20 protein-coding genes and 1 pseudogene are annotated in these 16122 nt (G+C 70.0%); 11 read left to right on the top strand and 10 right to left on the bottom strand.

The features are described 5' to 3' along the window. Together ACFHWS_RS26465 and ACFHWS_RS26470 are read left to right on the top strand one after the other, a co-directional pair. Positions 1-224 (top strand): annotated as a pseudogene (locus ACFHWS_RS26465) (hypothetical protein); the annotation flags it as partial. Then, positions 221-412 carry a DUF397 domain-containing protein gene (locus tag ACFHWS_RS26470; protein WP_416557261.1) on the top strand — a complete coding sequence of 64 codons (192 nt, stop codon included), beginning with the start codon at positions 221-223 and terminating at the stop codon, positions 410-412. The pseudogene ACFHWS_RS26465 and the gene ACFHWS_RS26470, both read left to right, overlap by 4 nt. Positions 413-655: 243 nt before the next feature. Here ACFHWS_RS26470 and ACFHWS_RS26475 read toward each other — a convergent pair whose 3' ends face one another. The 4 genes from ACFHWS_RS26475 to cas7u are packed head-to-tail and all read right to left on the bottom strand — an operon-like array spanning position 656 to position 4476. After that, a complete protein-coding gene (locus ACFHWS_RS26475; protein ID WP_416557262.1) occupies positions 656-1891 on the bottom strand; it encodes a DEAD/DEAH box helicase family protein in 1236 nt (411 codons plus the stop codon). Positions 1892-1907: 16 nt separating this feature from the next. Then, positions 1908-3353 (bottom strand): type I-U CRISPR-associated protein Csb2, encoded by a 1446-nt coding sequence (gene csb2, locus ACFHWS_RS26480; protein WP_416569351.1) that lies wholly within the window; start codon positions 3351-3353, stop codon positions 1908-1910. A gap of 5 nt (positions 3354-3358) precedes the next feature. After that, entirely contained in the window at positions 3359-3604 is a 246-nt protein-coding gene (locus tag ACFHWS_RS26485; RefSeq protein ID WP_416557264.1) for a hypothetical protein, read from the bottom strand. Next, on the bottom strand, positions 3580-4476 hold the full coding sequence (gene cas7u, locus ACFHWS_RS26490; protein ID WP_416569352.1) for a type I-U CRISPR-associated RAMP protein Csb1/Cas7u: 897 nt from the start codon (positions 4474-4476) through the stop codon (positions 3580-3582). Before cas7u ends, ACFHWS_RS26485 begins: the two co-directional genes overlap by 25 nt. A gap of 556 nt (positions 4477-5032) precedes the next feature. Here cas7u and ACFHWS_RS26495 point away from each other — a divergent pair. From ACFHWS_RS26495 to ACFHWS_RS26525, 7 genes are all read left to right on the top strand, one after another. Then, entirely contained in the window at positions 5033-5914 is an 882-nt protein-coding gene (locus ACFHWS_RS26495; RefSeq protein WP_416557266.1) for a hypothetical protein, read from the top strand. Continuing rightward, positions 5911-6939 carry a hypothetical protein gene (locus ACFHWS_RS26500; protein ID WP_416569353.1) on the top strand — a complete coding sequence of 343 codons (1029 nt, stop codon included), beginning with the start codon at positions 5911-5913 and terminating at the stop codon, positions 6937-6939. The genes ACFHWS_RS26495 and ACFHWS_RS26500 overlap by 4 nt, the downstream gene beginning before the upstream one ends. A gap of 161 nt (positions 6940-7100) precedes the next feature. Further along, complete coding sequence (locus ACFHWS_RS26505; protein ID WP_416569354.1) at positions 7101-7967, top strand: hypothetical protein; 867 nt, start codon at positions 7101-7103, stop codon at positions 7965-7967. A gap of 44 nt (positions 7968-8011) precedes the next feature. Next, positions 8012-8398 (top strand): hypothetical protein, encoded by a 387-nt coding sequence (locus tag ACFHWS_RS26510; protein WP_416557269.1) that lies wholly within the window; start codon positions 8012-8014, stop codon positions 8396-8398. After that, on the top strand, positions 8395-9348 hold the full coding sequence (locus ACFHWS_RS26515; RefSeq protein ID WP_416569355.1) for a hypothetical protein: 954 nt from the start codon (positions 8395-8397) through the stop codon (positions 9346-9348). Before ACFHWS_RS26510 ends, ACFHWS_RS26515 begins: the two co-directional genes overlap by 4 nt. Positions 9349-9415: 67 nt before the next feature. Further along, the gene (locus ACFHWS_RS26520) at positions 9416-9928 is read left to right on the top strand and encodes a hypothetical protein (RefSeq protein WP_416557271.1); all 513 of its coding nucleotides are present in this window, start codon (positions 9416-9418) and stop codon (positions 9926-9928) included. A gap of 102 nt (positions 9929-10030) precedes the next feature. Continuing rightward, positions 10031-10354 carry a hypothetical protein gene (locus tag ACFHWS_RS26525; protein ID WP_416557272.1) on the top strand — a complete coding sequence of 108 codons (324 nt, stop codon included), beginning with the start codon at positions 10031-10033 and terminating at the stop codon, positions 10352-10354. A 43-nt stretch (positions 10355-10397) separates the two neighbouring features. Here ACFHWS_RS26525 and ACFHWS_RS26530 read toward each other — a convergent pair whose 3' ends face one another. From ACFHWS_RS26530 to ACFHWS_RS26545, 4 genes are all read right to left on the bottom strand, one after another. Then, complete coding sequence (locus ACFHWS_RS26530; protein WP_416557273.1) at positions 10398-11099, bottom strand: LuxR C-terminal-related transcriptional regulator; 702 nt, start codon at positions 11097-11099, stop codon at positions 10398-10400. Positions 11100-11455: 356 nt separating this feature from the next. Continuing rightward, positions 11456-11626, bottom strand: a complete 171-nt coding sequence (locus ACFHWS_RS26535) for a hypothetical protein (RefSeq protein WP_416569356.1) — start codon at positions 11624-11626, stop codon at positions 11456-11458. A gap of 36 nt (positions 11627-11662) precedes the next feature. Further along, positions 11663-12040: a hypothetical protein gene (locus ACFHWS_RS26540; RefSeq protein ID WP_416569357.1), complete on the bottom strand. Its 378-nt coding sequence runs from the start codon at positions 12038-12040 to the stop codon at positions 11663-11665. A gap of 133 nt (positions 12041-12173) precedes the next feature. Beyond that, on the bottom strand, positions 12174-13019 hold the full coding sequence (locus tag ACFHWS_RS26545; RefSeq protein ID WP_416569358.1) for a hypothetical protein: 846 nt from the start codon (positions 13017-13019) through the stop codon (positions 12174-12176). A gap of 181 nt (positions 13020-13200) precedes the next feature. Between ACFHWS_RS26545 and ACFHWS_RS26550 the strand changes: the two genes are divergently transcribed. Further along, entirely contained in the window at positions 13201-14106 is a 906-nt protein-coding gene (locus ACFHWS_RS26550) for a hypothetical protein (protein WP_416569359.1), read from the top strand. A gap of 41 nt (positions 14107-14147) precedes the next feature. On the opposite strand, the gene ACFHWS_RS26555 is transcribed toward ACFHWS_RS26550, so the two are convergent. Then, positions 14148-14693, bottom strand: a complete 546-nt coding sequence (locus tag ACFHWS_RS26555; protein ID WP_416569360.1) for a carboxymuconolactone decarboxylase family protein — start codon at positions 14691-14693, stop codon at positions 14148-14150. Positions 14694-14895: 202 nt separating this feature from the next. Here ACFHWS_RS26555 and ACFHWS_RS26560 point away from each other — a divergent pair, with 202 nt between their 5' ends. After that, positions 14896-15198, top strand: coding sequence for a hypothetical protein (locus tag ACFHWS_RS26560; RefSeq protein WP_416569361.1), 303 nt, complete (start codon positions 14896-14898; stop codon positions 15196-15198). A gap of 181 nt (positions 15199-15379) precedes the next feature. Here the strand turns inward: ACFHWS_RS26560 and ACFHWS_RS26565 are convergent, their stop codons facing one another. Beyond that, positions 15380-15694: a hypothetical protein gene (locus ACFHWS_RS26565; RefSeq protein ID WP_416569362.1), complete on the bottom strand. Its 315-nt coding sequence runs from the start codon at positions 15692-15694 to the stop codon at positions 15380-15382. Between the last annotated feature and the right edge of the window lie 428 nt (positions 15695-16122).

Here is a 16122-nt window from a genome sequence, read left to right on the forward strand (position 1 = left end):
CATCAGGAGTCGCGCTCGTCCCGCAACTCAGCCGATGTCCGATTTTCAACACGGACAGAACGACTCAAGCCGGAACAACGCCGGGGCCGTGCGCCAAAGGCCAGGTCGCCGACGACGAGGAGACGATCCAGTTTTTGATCCGGAAGTGGGACAGGCTGCTCGGCGACGCCGCCTCCACCAGCGCGTCGCTTCGCATCATCGAGAAATATAGGCTGACCCCATGACGACTACCGATGGTCTGCAGTGGCGCAAGTCCAGCCGGTCGACCGATACCGGCGGCGACTGTGTCGAGGTCGCCGGCAACCTGCCCGGCCGGGTCCTGGTCCGCGACTCGAAGGACCGGGACGGCGGCACCCTCACCTTCTCCCCCACCGCCTGGACCACCTTCCTCACCCACACCCCCGCCCGCTGACCCCACCCGTACGTGCACAGCCGGTCGCCTCGCCAGCCCACCGCTGGCGAGGCGACCGGCCATGCACCACAGAGGCCCGTTACAGCGGTCCAGCGCCGGCTCCCGCTGAGGTCTACGTCATGATGACGAGCCGCAATCGAGATCAACTCAGCGAAACCGATCGGCCAGCCGAAAGCAGAGTCCTGTCCATCCATCTTGCCGAACGGAGACCGGCCCTTGACGGGCCGGTGACGGTCGGGCACCTCAGCTCCGGGCCGGACGCCATGCTGAAGTCGCAATGGAGACGGGTTCGCGTGAGCCGGTGACGGACGGCCGCCGCTTGGACCGGATGCCGGCCGCCGTGCAGGTCACAATGGAGACCGACCCTCGCGGATCGATGACACTGAGAGCGGATTTCAGAGGTTCGCCGGCAAGCTGTTGCAATGGAGACCGGCCCGCGTGGGCCGGTGACGGAGCTGCGGCTGCTCGCGGTCCCGATGCGCGTAGCAAATGTCGCAATGGAGACCGGCCCGCGTGGGCCGGTGACGGCACCGCGCGGGCGCGGGCGACCGTGTTGGCGACGACGGCCACCACGCCCCGGTCGGCCAGCCGGGCGGCGAGGTCGGCCATCACCTGCGGCACCTCGGTGGCGGCCTTGCGCCGGTTGGTGTCGACCTGGACGAGGCGTAGCCGTTTGCCGGCCCGCAGCCGTTGCCCCGCATCCGGGTGGTCGAGGTCGGCGGTGCTGATCGTGTGCACCGTCGGCGTACCGATGCCGGATGCCGCCGGTCGGTCGTCGTCGGCCGGGTTGGTCGCCGACATGGTGATCAGCACCGGCCGGCGGGCGATCGGCCACCGGTCCAGGTCGAACGCCTCGCGGACGGTGGTGTGGAACGCGGTGGCCAGGTGGGCTTCGTCGACGACGATCAGGCTGTCGGTGCCGACGAGTGCCGCGTCGATGCTGCGCGCGTACTCGCTGACGCCGTACCCCCGGAACAGCAGCCGGCTGCCGACCTGGTCGATGGTGCCGGTGATGATCGCGTGCCGGTCCGGGCGTTCCAGCCAGACGCGGTCCCAGGTGACGCCGCCGCGCATCCGGGCGACGGTCAGCACCTCGCCCGGGTCGCCCACGGCGCGCAGCCGGTCGGCGACCGCGCGGCACACCGGCCCGGCGGTGCCGGTCAGCGCCTCCCGGATGGCGGTGGCGTGTTCGTGGGCTTCGTCGACCACGAGGCGTCGGTCGACGACGAAGAACGTCCGCCGGGGCGCGAGGTCGGGGCGCAGCGCGGCGACGAACACGGCGACGTCGAGCACGGTCGTCTTGCCGAGCCCGGTCGGCACGTCGATGACGTCGGGCCAGCGCCCGTCGGTGAGGATCCGGTCGAGCAGCGCCTGCTGCCAGGGGAACGGCCGGCGTCCGCCGTGTGCCTCGGCAACGAAGTCGGCGAAGTGTGCGGCGGTCAGCTCCTCGGTGGTGGCCTGTCGGCCAGTTCCGGGCATTGTTCGCTCCGCTTGCTCATCGTTGGGCAACGGGCACCTCCGGGACGAACACGCCGCAGCCGAGGTAGCGCAGGGCACCGGCGATGACCGGGCCGCGTACCGGCTCGGCGAAGCTGATCCGGCAGTGCACCAGTGGTCGGGACGGCCGCTGCTTCGGCAGGGTGCCGCGCCGGGGTGCGCTGATCGCGCCGCGCAGCACCGGGGCGTCGAGCACAGTCACCGACGCCGGCCGGGGATAGTCGGCGGTGACGAGCCCGTCGGCGACGATGTCGGCGGCGCTGCGGCTGCGGTTCGGGAAATGGTCCAGCATCATCGGGCTGGCGGTCACCCACTGTTTTGCGCCGGACGGCGGCCCGGTCCACCGGTCGGCGCGCACACCCCACGTGGTCGGCGGCTCGGCCGGGTCAGCGAGCTGCACCGGGCCGAACTGGTTGCCGTTGAGCGTCTGGATCGGGTCGTCGCCGGTCGGGCCGAACAGTCCGGCCAGCACTGCCCGGCGGTCGGTGTCGGGCAGGTCGGGGGGCAGCGCGACGGCGACGCCGAGCAGGTGTCCGTCGGCGTGGCGGTGGCCGACGTCGAGCAGCGGCAGGTACGCCAGGTGCGGTCGGCCGTCGGCGCCGTGCCCGCTGACCTGGGCCGGCAGCGGGTCAGCCACCCGGTCCATCACGGTGCGTCGCAGCAGGCCGGCGACCTGCAGGATCCGGTCGCCACGGATCGGTACGTGGCCGCGCCGTACCGGCCACACCAGCAGCGTCCGGTACGGGCCGGTCGCGTCGGCCGGTGCTGGCGGCTCGTCGGGCTCCGGCGGGCTGCCCACCGCGTACGCGATCGACCGCGCGGTTTCCCAGGCACGCTGCCCGTTGTCGTACGCGGCGACAAGCTGGTCGGCGTAGCCGGGGTACGGCACCCGCAGCTCGATCGACCCCGGCGTGCCGATGCGGGTCGGCTGGTACGTCGTGCACTTCGGGCGGTGCGGCACATGCTCATCGTGCACGGTGATCTCGACGTTGCCGGTGGACCGGCCCAGGTACGGCACCCGCCGGGCCAGCCGGGTCAGCCGCCACAGCACGCCGTCGTCGGGCTCGGCGGCCGGCCAGACGAACGCGACCCGATCGTCGGCGGGCAGCGCGCTGCTGCGGCTGCTCGATCGGTTGGTACGGCCCGGCCAGAAGGTGCTGCCAGCGTTGGCCTCGGTCGCGTTGGTGACCACGAAGCCGCTGCGGACGCTGGTGTGCACGTCGGTCGGTGGGACCGCCGCGACCAGGGGTGGGCCGGCCTGTTCCAGCCAGCGCAGCGCCGCCAGATCGGCGACCTCGGCCGGGCTGCCGCTGCCGTGCTCGACGGCGGCGACCAGCGCGTTGAACAGGCGTGCTGGATGCGGTGGCCACTCCGCGTCGACGGGTGTGGTCGCCGCCGCGTCGTAGCGGGCCTGCCTCAGCCGTACGGTGATACTCAGCGCCACCGGACCTACGCCTCTTCTGCCACGGACTGGGTGAGAGCGTGCCGGATCGCCTCGGCGAGCGGCTTGATCGGGGTGATCGCGATCACGTCGTCGTCCATCCGAATCCCGGCGGCGGCTGCCCGGCTGCACAGCTCCCGGAAGGCTTCGATCGCCTCGGTCGTCGACACGTCGACCGGGTCGAGCGTGCCGCCGTCGCCTTCAAAGGAGACGGTCTCGCGGTGGCGGGTCAGGTCACACCGGACCGCAGCCACAGCGAGGCCCGCCCGAACGCGAGCCGGTCGCCGACCAACGCCAGGGCGGCGAGCGTCGCCCGCGCCGCGGTCGCCGCTTCGGCCGACGCGTCACCGAAACGCAGCCGCTCCAGACCGGCGAGCGAGATCCAGCCGTACCGCCGGATCTCCCGCACCGTCACCCCGCCGTGCACCGTGTTGGGCGCGATGTGCCCATGCCCGATCTCGCTGAGCTTGCCGCCTTTGGCCTTCGTGCCCTCCGGCAGGAAACGCCAGTCGCGCTCGGCTTTGCCCTTGTCGTCGATGGCGCCGGTCAGGTTGACCGGGTCGACCTTGCCGGCCCGCCGGTCCCCGATCGACCAGTCGATACCGAACATCGACGACGAGTAGATCCGGGGGAACTTCGGCCACCGCCCCTTGCGGTGCGAATCCCAGGCGCCAAAGATTAACGAGTACGGTTCCCGCTGGTAGAGCGGGCGTACGTCGATGGCCGAGGTCGAGCGTAGCGCCTTGCCGACCGGGCTACGGTCGAATCGCTCGCCGTTCACGTCGCTGTCGCGCAGGTAGGCGTCAGCGTACCGGTGCGGGAAGTCCAACGAGGTCAGCCGTACGCCTTCCTCTTTCATGGTCATCTCGAAGATCGGCAGGTCGAGGCGGCCGCCGTCGCGCGCCGCCAGCAACGCCTCCTCGACCCGGTTGGCCTGCGACGGCACCTGGTCGACGATGACGGTGTCGCACAGCGTCTCGTCGATGAGCCGGCGTTCGACGGCGTACGGCACCGGCTCCCGGCCTTCGCGTTGGGCGGCGGCCTTTTCCCGGTCGGGTATTGGGAAAGTCGGCGGCATGATCTTGCCGCCCGGCCCGCCCACCGGCTGGTACCTCCCGTTGAACACAATCCCCGCATACGAGCGATCTTAATGAACCGCGTCGAGCAGGCGGTCAGCAAGCGACATCAGTGGCACTCCATAAGTGACGTGGAAGGTGATCGAGCATGTCTACCCCGTGGGTCCGACATTCTGTCGAACGGGGACAAGTCACTGCCCCGACCCGTCGTGAAAGTGTTTCCCGTTGCCTACGCTCCCCCGAGCCCGGCCGCCGGTGGCGAACCGGCGGCAGTGACGACCAGTAGCGGAGCTGGCTTCCTCAGCAGAGCCGACCGGCGGGCTGGTGTGCTTCTCGGGGTTGCTGCCGGAGGTGCATCTTGATGCACCTCCGGCAGCAAAGCTGTGGCGACACCTGTCCCGAGAGCCATGACAACCGGCACGCCTCCCACCCGCACCTGCGACCGGCGACGGCGAGCAGCCGGCCGCGCGGCGGTCGGCATCGACGGTTGCCAGGCTGTACCGTGGCAGAGCCGCCTTCAGTCCGCATTGGAAAGTGGGAGTACGCTTCATGGCCACACCGACCGTGGATGCCCCTGATCCCAGCCGACCAAGGCGAAAGATCCTCATGCCTCTGTCCGTAGTGGTGCTCGTCGCGGTGGTGACCGCCGGTGCGGCTGTCGTCCTGCAGATGCGAGGCCAGCCGGACGCGACCGCAACCCCCACCGCGCCGTGCATCGGGCCGCCGGATCGAGCGACACCATCGGCGGCAGAGACAGCGACAGCGACTGCCGCGCTGGCCGGGAACGGGCTCGACGTGGTCGAGTCCGGCTTCACCCAGCTCGGCAGCAGCTCGGCGCCGATCACCCGCAACGCCATGGTCAGCATCGGCGCCATCGTCGCCAACACGAGTACGCACACCGCGCATCGTGCCCTGGTGACCTTCGACGTCCTCGACAGTGCGGGTGAGTCGGCAGTCCTCACCACGATCCTCGACCAGCCCCGGGAGATCCCGGTCATCCTCCCCGGCGAACGCGTCGGCGTGGGCGGCCAGTTCTGGATCCGGTCCGAGGACGGCCAGCGGGTCGAGGTCGCCCGGGTGAACGCCACCGTCTCCGGCGCGACCTGGACCGCGACAGCGACCGCAGACACGCCAGATGCGACCCGGGACGCGGCCCTAGACGCTGCGGCAACCACGGCCGGCGGAATCACCACCCGGCATCTGGAGACCCGGCGGCACGGTACGGACCAGATCGACGCTACGGTCACCTACGAGGTCCACTCACCGTACTGCCGAAAGTGGATTTCAGTCGGCACCAGCGCGGTGTTCCGCGACGACGCCGGCACGGTGGTCGGCGGGGGCTTCGACCCCACCGTCTCGCCGTACGCCTGCCTGCCCGGCCAGCACCCCGGGTCGACGCTGCTGCCGAGCAGTCTGCCGCCGACTGCAGCCGACACCCGGACCGAGGTTTACAAGCACTGCGCGCCCCCTGACGACCCGCAACAATGATCAACGGAGACGGTCTGAACATGCTGTACCACGAACGCATCGGCAAGCTGCTTCCCACCGCCGCGATGGTCGGCGTACTGGCGATGCTGGCGGCCTGCTCGCCGGAGCCGTCGACCTCCGACGAAGCAGCCGAGCCGCCGGCCGGCTCGGGCTTGCAGCCCGGCGAAGCCGATCCGGCGTCGAGCCAGCATCCGCTGCTCGCCGCCACGCTGGAGATGGACCCGCAGGTACGGGCCGTCGTCGGCCGGCTCACCGAAGCGTGCCTGCGCGACGCTGGCATCGACCGGTTTCCCGCCCAGCTCTCGGCCGAGTATCCCGGGCCGGTGGTCGTACCTCCGCAGCAGTCACCGACGCTCGCCGAGGCGAACGCGAACGGGTACGGCATCCGCGCGGCCGAGACCGCCGACCGGGCCGACACCGAAACCGAAACCGGTGCGACCACTGAACGGTTCACCTGGCCGTCACCGGCTGACGAGCACCGCTACCTGGAGGCGCTGACCGGTGCCGCCGACGGCGAGACCCTCACCGACGACGCCGGCAATCCGACTCTCGGCGGCTGCGTCGGCGAGGCCAGGTCCGCTGTGTACGGCCAGGTCGCCGCGCCACCGAGCCCGGTGACCGTGATCGACGAGGCGGCACGCGCCAGTTACGCCGCCGATCCGACGGTGACCTCGGCGACGGCCGCCTGGTCGGGCTGTCTCCAGCAGGACGGCCAGCCGCCGCTGCTCGACCCGGCGGACGCCCGGCGCTTCGCCCAGTTCTTCCACCACCCGGTCGGTGAGCGGCCCGGCGGTCCGGTGCCGGAGGGCGGACCGTGGCCGGCCGAGGTGGCCCGGGAAAAGGAGATTGCGCTGGCCGTCGCGGACGCCGGGTGCGCCGACCAGACCGGCCTGCGGGAGGCGCAGCGGCTGGCGTGGGAAAAGGCGCTGGACGCTGCGGTCGACCGGCACGACGCCGATCTGTCCGGCTACCGGGACGCGATGGCCGCCGCGCTGCGGCAGGGCCAGCAGGCGCTCGCCAACTGAGCCGTACCGGAAAGTGACGGATTGGCGACAGGAGCCCAGCGGGCCGATCATCATCACCTAGAGTCACCGCAACCTCTCTGTGTCACATACGGGATGTGTCCATGTAGTACGTTGAGGTAACTGCGGCAGTTCATCGGCTTAACAGTGGGGACAGGCGCGCCATGCCCGCATCGATCCGGCCCCGGCCAACCGTGCCGGCGGCGCTCGCCGTCGTACTGGTCGCGGCTGCCGCAGTCACCGCTGCCTGCTCACCCGGCTCGGAGCCCGACCCGGCAGCCTCCTGTATCGAGGCACCCGACCGCCCGCTCACCGGCACCGCCGGCCTGTCCGTTGAGGCACCCGACGGCGGCGGGCTGCGAGTCGTCGAATCCGGCGTGACGATCGTCCCACCGGTGCGTCGACTCGGCTCGGCGACCGCGAGCATCGGGGTCGTCGTCGAGAACACCAGCGAGTACGTCGCCTACCGCACTCGGGTCTCGTTCGACGTGCTCGACGGCGTCGGCGACACCGTCGTGATCGGAGACGGCGGCGGGACGGTGCTGCTGGAAGTTCCGCTGCTGCTGCCCGGTGCCCGGTCCGGCGTCGGCACCGCCGTGTACGTCGACGAGGCGGCCGGTGCTGCCGACCGGGTCGAGGTGGACACCACGCTCGGTGCCACCACCTGGGTCGAGCACCGACCGGACCAGGTCGCCGGGGTCACCACCACACACGACCGCACCACCATCGTCGATGCGGAGTCGCACAGCGGGATCGTTTACTACCGGATGGTCTCGCCGTACTGCACCGGCCTGTTCACCCGGGGCGTCGGCACCATTTTCCGGGACGCCACCGGCCAGATTGTCGGCGGCAGCATCGACGGCGACAAAGGACCCGGCCGGTGCGACCCGGACCAGGCAGAACAGCTGACATTCATTACCGACAGCATTCCGTCGAACATCGACGACTCCCGGACCGAGAGCTACCCCTACTGCGACTTCGGCCCCGCGCTCAGTACGCCGGGGTGGTCGACGGCAGCTCCCTTCAACTAGCCGGCTGGCAGGGTCGGCCACTCGACGGGCAGATGGAGGATCACGTGACGAACAGTGAGCCCAACAGCGGCACCAGGTTGGGCGCGGACCTGTACGGGCTCTGGCGTGCTGGCCGGGACAATCTCCCCACCGTGGCGGCGGTCTACTCGACGGCTGGTGACGCCCTCGATGCTGCCGCCGGCGGCGTCGCCGGGGCGTTCGTCCGCTCAGGCAATCTGCCCGGGGTGCCGTACGGTCCGGCGTACCAACCGTGGGTCGAGCTGCACGACATCCTGACGAAGATCTGCCACGACACGGCCGACAACATCGAGGCGACGGCGGACGCGCTCTGCGTCGCCACCGTCGAGTACGCCCGTGCCGACTACGAGGCGGCCAGTGAGTTCGCTCGGTTGTTGGAGGTCAACGGCGAGCCGAGGGCCGACATCGGATGAGCTTTGACAACCTGATGCAGCACGCCTACGAGATCCAGCAGCAGGCCACGTTGAAGGCACTGACCGAGTCCGGGGCTCGTCCGGCAGCCCTGGGCGGTGAACCGCAACTGGCACCGCGGCACGGTGAGCAGGAGACCCGCCAGCGGGTCAAGCAGATGTTCGGCGACATCCCGGAGCTGTTCCAGGCGTTCGCCGAGATGCCCGACCCAGCAGCGTTCGACAGTCACCGGAGCAAGCTCGACAAGTCCTTGGCGGAACTGTCGTCTGGCTGGGTGTCAGACGATCCGGTCAGTGGGCGCACCTACCGCGCCAACCACGATCTCGACGAGATGCTTGACGCGGAGAGTCACATCGAGAGCTGGACAGGCCGGGCAGCCATGGAGTTTAAGAGCAACTTCATCTCCCCGTTCCCGTCGATCGTTCACAACCAGTTCATGGGGATCGCGGTTCTCCGGGCCGCGCTGGACGCGGAGCGGGAGATCTGGGTCCGGGCGCGCGACGACATCGACAAGATCGCCCACGACACGATCACCGCGCTGGACCGGATGGACGACTGCGGCAAGAACGAGTGGGTGATGACCTTCACCGTGGTCTCGTCGGTGGCGGCGGTGGCCGGTGTGGCGCTCGCCCCGGTCAGCTTCGGGCTCTCGCTGGGGTTGACCGCTGTCGGGGCCTCGTCGCAGGTGGCGGCTGCCGGGGTGCCCGATGACCCGCCGGCGGTCCGGTTCCAGGGTGAGACGGCGCAGGCGGTCGTCGACTCGATGCGCGATGCCATCCGGCTGCTGCACGGTTATATCGCCGAGCAGGAGCAGAAGATTGCCGACGCGCTCACCAGTTGCTGCCAGGCCGTGGCGCAGCAGCGAAACAGCTTCGTCGCGAAACGGCCGGCGCTGGCCGACGCGACCCAGTCCAACGTGACCGGGCCGCTGTTCATGGGCTACTCGACCTGACGGCGACCGGACACCTCGACTATCTACACGCCCACTTCGACGACGACAAGGACTGGGGGAACGGATCGTGGGGCTGCTGGCAGATCGGCTCGACAACATGCACGTGACCGCGGACGCGCCGGGCGGCGCGATCTCCGGTGAGCTGCGCGGCCGCGACTGCGTACGGGTCACCTTCGCCGCTGGCCGCTACCAGTGGCTGGACGAACGCTATGTCGAGCAGCAACTGGCCGGGCTGGGCCGGCTGTTGTGGGCGGGCAGGATGAAGGCGTACTGGGCGGCGGTCAGCGAGGCGCTCGGCACTGCGGTGTCCGGCGAGGACCCGCCGGTCGGGCCGCGCGACGTCGACTACCAATCGGCCCGGGGCGGCATCGTCGCCGAAGGCCGCTCCGACGATGGTTCGGTGCAGATCGAGGTCTGCGGCATGCGGGACTGGACGGTGCGGATCGTGCCGGGCAGCCTGCGCCGGTTCCGGGAGGACGAATTTTCGGTACGCGTGCAGCAGGCCGCCACCGCGCTGATCCGCGACCAGTTTGCCCAGGTCCGTTCCTTGAAGGACAACATCTACGGTACGGCCGGATAGTCCGGCCGGCAGGGGTGTGACCGCCGTCAAGTTGCCGACACGGTTTCGGCTGACTCCGCACGGGAACGCCAAGGATCGATACGGTGGTCAGGGGAGGCGGTCATGCCGGTTGCAGCGGACACCAGTTCGGTCACGGAGTCGACGGTCGGTGCGTGGGGCGCCCGATGGATCGTCGGGGCGGCGCTCGGACAGATCGTCTTCGGCGGCACGGTGCGGCTGGTGCTGGCGGTCCTGATGGGGGCCTTGCTCGGCGGCCTCGGCGTCTGGTTGCTGATGCGGCTCCGGGCGGCCCGCCACCCGGAGCAGATCCACACGCGCGCGGAACAGGCACACCCGGAACAGATCAGACCGAAGCAGACCCGAGCGAAACAAACTCCGGCGCCGAGGATTCGCTATTCACCGCTGGCGCCGCCCGGCCGACGCTGAGCCGGGCCGACACTGCGGCTGGCCGGCCGTCGGCGCTGCCGGCCTAGGCGTGCTGGGCGGCGGCTGAGGTCCGGGCGCGCGGCCGGACGTGTTCCCGGGCCTCGGGTGCCAGCCGGGGTGGCCAGCTGCCGGGCACCAAGACCCCGCAGTGGTACGCCCAGGCGACCAACGCGGTCCGGTTGGTGACCCGCGCCTGGCGCAGCAGCGCGGTCACGTGGTACTCGACGCCCTTGCGGCTCAGGTGCAGACTGGCGGCCAGTTCGGCGGTCGAGGCGCCGCCGGCCAGCCCTTCCAGCACCCGGGCACCTACCTCGGTCAGCTGCGGGCGGCGTACCCGGTTCTCCGGGGTGAGCAGCATCAGCACCGAGTCGGCCGGCGGCTCCGTCCCGCGTACCGCCACGGCGGTGATGTGGCTGGAGGCGAGGCGGCCGTCGGTGGTGGTCACCTCGGCCAGGCCGACGAAGTGCGGGTAGGCGTCGGTCAGCAGGATGCTGAACCGGTGGCGGAACCAGGCCCGCCGGTCCGGGTGCAGCACCAGCTCGAACGGACGTCCGGCAAGCTGCGCGCCCGACCAGCCGATCCACCGGGTCAGGCCGGCCGAGACGCGCACCACCCGGCCGTACCGGTCGAGCTGCAGGGCCCGGGCGTCGGGCCGGAGCCGGAGCCCACCGATCAGGTCGGGGTCGGCGCCGGCTGCCAGGCCGGGTTCCGTACGGGCAACGCTGATGATGCTGGCAGTCTCCACAGAAGGTACGTTGCCCGGCTCGACTGCTCATTCGGCAGTCCATTCTCTGCTTGCTTCGCCCCGGTTGCTGCCTGCTTCGGCCCGGTTGTTCCAACTTCAGGCCCGGTTCTCGCTTACCGCAGTCGATAAACCACTCGGTGCACGTGGCTCAGTCGGTCAACGCACACCCACCTGATGCGCCGTCATCGTGTCAGCCGGGCGCCGGCCGCTCCACCTGCTACTGGGCAGTACCCCAAAAAATGTGTGCCAAGGGATGTCACCGACGAGGGCGTCTCGCACGTTGCCCCCGGCGGCGACGCGGCACCCAGTTGGCCTCGGCGGGACCAACCCGGGCCTGGAAGGTGACAATGACGACCTCAACGACCGGCGGCCGGGCCGACGCCGCCACCGACCCACTGGTGCGGATCGCGGTGCGCAGAACTGCCGTACCGCCGGTCCGGCTCGCAAAGCACCAGGACGGCGAGAAGCTCGAGCACGATGATGCCCGCCATCACCAGCAGCGGGACGTGCCATGGTTCTATCTGCACGACGTACCACTCCGGACCGGGCCACCGCCACCGCGGTCAGGCCAGCGCGCTGGTCATCTCCACCGCCTCGCGCACTCTGACCAGGTGCGGGATCGAGGCCCGCAGGTTCGGGTCGTTGTACGCGCCGATCGCAGTCGGCGCGATGCCGTGCGAGGCGAGGATCTTCTGCGCACCTTCGCTGGTGACGAACGAGATGAACGCCAGGGCGCGGTCGACGTAGCGCGAATCGGCGACAACGGCCAGGCTCTGCCCGCCGAGGATGCCCTGGCTGAACGTCAGCACCTTACCGGCGTCAGTCACGTCCTTCAGCGGCTGCGGCGCGGCTCTCCACAGCTCGACGTCGGTGGAGATCCGGTCGGCGGGCCGCTTGGCGACGGCGCGTTCCAGGACGTTGCCCCCACCATGATCGACCAACAGCGATGGTTTTGTACGTCACACTACGTGTCTGCGTCAAGGCTGCTACGCGGCGCGGTCAGGGACGACTGCAACGGCACCGCGTCGGAACGGGTTCACGTTCAGGACGAATTCGTGTCGGGACGGACTCACGTCAGGACGGCAGTCGCATCGTCGACATGAACGTGGGCAACAGCCACGGCCGCCGACCGCCGACCGCCACCTTGCGGCCGAGCGCCGCCCGCAGCCGACCCACCCGGCCGAACAGCATCAGGTTGAACGTCGCCGGGTCGTAGCGCAGCCGCACGTCCGGCCTCGGGTCGACCGGCTCCAGCAGTACCCGGCCGTCGACCAGGGCCAGGGTGGTCTGACCACCGGTACGCGGGTGGAAGGTCACCGAGATCCGTCCGGCGCGGACCGGCCGGTCGTGGTCGAGCAGCCGGCCGTAGCCGCAGCGGGTGACGCCAGCCAGGAAGACGTCGACGAACAACGCCGCCTGATGCGGGTCGGTGTGCCAGCGTCCGCCGACCGACCGGGCGATGTCCCAGGCGTGGATGTTCATCTCGTTGAGCAGATGGGAGTAGAGACCAGCGACCGGCAGCTGGGCGGCGCCGAGCCAGCTCACCTCGTGATCCGGGTCGGTGGTGTCGGCCAGCCGGGTCAGCTCCGCGACGTCGGCGCGCATCCGGGCCGACATCGCCGGCACGTCGCGCTCGGTAAACTGTGCCAGCACCCGCCGGTTCATCTCGGCGACGGTGTCGACCGTCGTCGTCGCCCGCAGCTCGTTGATTTCCGGCACCGGCAGGTTCGGGACGCCGCCGGTGACCAGCGCGATGTCCATCGCGGTGATGGTGGCCAGATGGGCCATGGTGTCGGCGAGGCTCCAGTGGGCGGTCACCGGGTGGTCGGCGGGCGCGCCGTCCACCAGGGTGAGTAGCCGTCGTAGCACGTCTGGAGCGGAGGTGGCGGCACACCGCCACTGGTCCGAGGTGACCGACATGGCTCAATCCTGGCCGTTGCCGGTGTCGCGGAGTTGTCGCGGATTGCCGTCTTGGGCGTCATCCGCGTCGATCAGCACCATGCGGGGCAAGATCTGAGAGGACAGCAGCGTCCGCCACACAAATGATCGGCGCATGGCTATCTTCAGGAGTGGATCTCCACAGCCTCAGACCATCCCACCGGTGTCCGGCTATCCGGCCCCGATCGCCCGGACCCGGATCGCACTGCTCGGCGCCGCGGCCGGAGTGCTGCTCGCGGTGCTCTGGTCGTACGACTTCGTCGACCACGTGATCGGTGACAACGTCGCGAACGCACTGCTCGGTCACGACGCCGAGGCGACCGCGATCGGCGGTACCGTCGCCGGCCTGGTGTTCGCGTTCGTGACCGGGCTGGCCGGCACCTTCACCGCCTGCAACGTGGCGATGGCCGCGTCGATCGGTCCGATGAGCCAGGCCAGCGGCGGCGCGGCGACCCGCGCCGGGCTGCGCAGCCTGCTGCGGCCGATCGGCTGGCTCACCCTCGGCATGGTCGCCGTCGCCGGGGCGTACGGCTTCATCGGGGTGCTGCTCGGCGACCGACTGCCGCAACTGTCCACCGGCTCGGCCGGCGGGCTGCCGGTACGCCTGATCCAGTCCATGGTGGTATTCGGGCTGATCGGGCTGGCCTTCGCCTACCTCGGGCTCGCCGCGCTCGGCGTACTGCCGGATCCGTTCGCCCGCCGCCCGGTGGCCCGGGTGGTCACCCTCGGTGCGCTTGTCGGCGGCTTCCTGATCGGCCGGCCGTACCCGCTGTTCAACAAGCTGTTCGTCTGGGCGGTGGACAGCGGCAATCCGCTGTACGGCGCCGGTGCGTTCGTCCTGCAGTCGCTGGGCAACATCGTCATTGTCTCGGCGGTGTTCGCGCTGCTCGTCATGGTCACCCGGGGCGGGCTGATCCGCTGGCTGGCCGCCGATCCGGCCCGGACCGCCGCGGTCACCGGCGGTCTGCTGATCGCGCTCGGTGTCTTCATGGTCGTCTACTGGGACGTGCGGCTGCCGGCGATGTTCGGCTACGGCTGGTTCCCCACCATGCCCTACACCAGCCGCTGAGCTGCCGGCGGCTGCGGTAACCGGGTGACGCGTGCGCAGGGTCAACCGCCGTATCCGTTGGCGACCACCTGCTTTGCCCGCTCGGCGTAGACGCCCGGGTCGGCCGGCAGCACCGTACCGAGTCCGTCCACGTAGCGGTTGAACATACAGAACGTCGCCGCGATCAGCACCGTGTCGTGGACCTCCAGGTCGGTGGCGCCGGCCGCTCGGGCGGCGTCGACTAGCGCGGCGTCGACCTGCCGGCCGCCGCGCACGACGGCACCGGCGATCTTCAACAGCGCGCGCAGCTTCGGCGTGACCGCGGCGCCGTCGACGTCCACCTGGACCGCCTGCACCATCGGCATTCCACCGTCGAGTTGCGCGGCGGCGAACGCCGAATGCGAGGCGGAGCAGAACGAGCATTCGTTGCGCTGCGACACGTACGCCGCAATCAGCTCACGCTCGCCCGTGCTAAGCGTCGGGTGCGGCGCGTGCAGCAGCACCTCGGCGAGCGCGCCGAGCGGGGCGGCGGTCTCCGGCCGGTACCGGAGCAGGCCGGTGATCCCCGGGTGCTCCGTCTCGTCCAGACCCAGATCGATGTGTGCCATCCGGCGGCCTCCTGAGGCGCTCGTCCGCCGCCGCTCGGCGGCACGGTCCCAACGGGATGATGCCGCAGCTTCCCCCGACGAGGTTCTTCCAAAGTGCCCAACGGTCACCCGGCGGCCAGACCAGCCAACTTGGGCACGGACAGCGACGGGGTGGGCACGCTAGCGGATGGCACCGGACGTGCGCCGGTGCCACGATCGCCGCATGGCTGACTTGGACAAGCTCCGGCGCGCTGCGGGGGGCCAGGCGACGGAGATGGTACGGGGACTCGGCACACCGGTGGCCGCCAAGTCCCCGCCCGGCGCGGTACGGCTGCTGCGGGTGGCCGGCGAGATCACCCCGCTACAGGTGGAGACCCGCACCGAGCCGTGCGTCGGGCACACCGAGCTGGCGATCTGCGCGCTGCATGTGCACGTGGAGATGCCCGACCGGGAGCAGGATACCGATGGTGGATGGTCTCGGGCGACGCGTCGGTCATGGATCTCTCTCCGGTCAGAATATCCATGATATTTGATGATAAATGAGAATGAGTCAATCGGTCGTACGGATCATCGACGACCATGCGAGGGGCGGTTGCGCGGCCCCGCCCGGGATCCCGGTCACCGGGCCACGGTGGACGGCCTAGGGCACCCGGATGCCCGGCCGTGGTGGACGGGCCGGGCGCCCGGGATCGCCGCTGCGGCCGAGGTCAGGCCGCCTGGGTCGCCGGTTCGCGCCGGCCACTGACCTTCGCCGGCGGCATCGGGCCGCCCTTCGCGGTGCCGGACATCTCGTCACCGTCGATTACCACATCGAACACCAGGTTCATCCGGATCGGCTTGGTGATCGACTGGAACCAGGACAGCCGGTCGTCGGCCAGCTGCAGGTCCTGCAGTACCAACTCCTCCTTTTCCCCACGGGAGATCCCCTGCAGCGCACCGTCCTTGGTGAACAATTCGAGCACGGTGTGCCGGGTACCCAGCGGGGTGGACACGGCGACCTTCCAGAATCCCTCGACAGACACGACGGCTCCTTCTCTGCGCGGTGAGCCGGACAGCCGACCGCAATACGACGGTGCACGGTGCCCGGATGACGCGTCATGCGACACCTCACTCAGGCTAGCCAGCTCCCGCTGCCGAGGGTTTCGCAATATTGCCGTCTTTTCGTCCGAGCCGATCGGCGACGGATTGTGACAGATCCCGGAAATGCAGCGAATCACCGGAGGCAATGTGAAAGAAGCGCTACACCGTACGGCCGTCGGACGATGATCCCGGTGGCCGACCGCGCCGCGCGGCCTCCCCATCTCCACCCACCCTCGGCTTCAGGAGGATCCCCCGGCGAGCCGGGAGCTACGAGAGCTCCCGTTCACCGCACGCCATTTCCGGAAATTCATCGGATCGGCGTTGCGGCAACGACGTCCGCCCTGTCAACTCCGTCGGCCTGGACAACAGC

This window comes from Micromonospora sp. LOL_013, assembly GCF_048060315.1.
Lineage (GTDB): Bacteria > Actinomycetota > Actinomycetes > Mycobacteriales > Micromonosporaceae > Micromonospora_E.

Excerpts from the sequence above, each read along its gene's own strand:
- ACFHWS_RS26470 (WP_416557261.1), top strand. The coding sequence starts at position 221 with ATGACGACTACCGATGGTCTGCAGTGGCGCAAGTCCAGCCGGTCGACC.
- ACFHWS_RS26475 (WP_416557262.1), bottom strand. The coding sequence starts at position 1,891 with ATGCCCGGAACTGGCCGACAGGCCACCACCGAGGAGCTGACCGCCGCA.
- ACFHWS_RS26495 (WP_416557266.1), top strand. The coding sequence starts at position 5,033 with ATGCCTCTGTCCGTAGTGGTGCTCGTCGCGGTGGTGACCGCCGGTGCG.
- ACFHWS_RS26500 (WP_416569353.1), top strand. The coding sequence starts at position 5,911 with ATGATCAACGGAGACGGTCTGAACATGCTGTACCACGAACGCATCGGC.
- ACFHWS_RS26505 (WP_416569354.1), top strand. The coding sequence starts at position 7,101 with ATGCCCGCATCGATCCGGCCCCGGCCAACCGTGCCGGCGGCGCTCGCC.
- ACFHWS_RS26515 (WP_416569355.1), top strand. The coding sequence starts at position 8,395 with ATGAGCTTTGACAACCTGATGCAGCACGCCTACGAGATCCAGCAGCAG.
- ACFHWS_RS26525 (WP_416557272.1), top strand. The coding sequence starts at position 10,031 with ATGCCGGTTGCAGCGGACACCAGTTCGGTCACGGAGTCGACGGTCGGT.
- ACFHWS_RS26545 (WP_416569358.1), bottom strand. The coding sequence starts at position 13,019 with ATGTCGGTCACCTCGGACCAGTGGCGGTGTGCCGCCACCTCCGCTCCA.
- ACFHWS_RS26555 (WP_416569360.1), bottom strand. The coding sequence starts at position 14,693 with ATGGCACACATCGATCTGGGTCTGGACGAGACGGAGCACCCGGGGATC.
- ACFHWS_RS26560 (WP_416569361.1), top strand. The coding sequence starts at position 14,896 with ATGGCTGACTTGGACAAGCTCCGGCGCGCTGCGGGGGGCCAGGCGACG.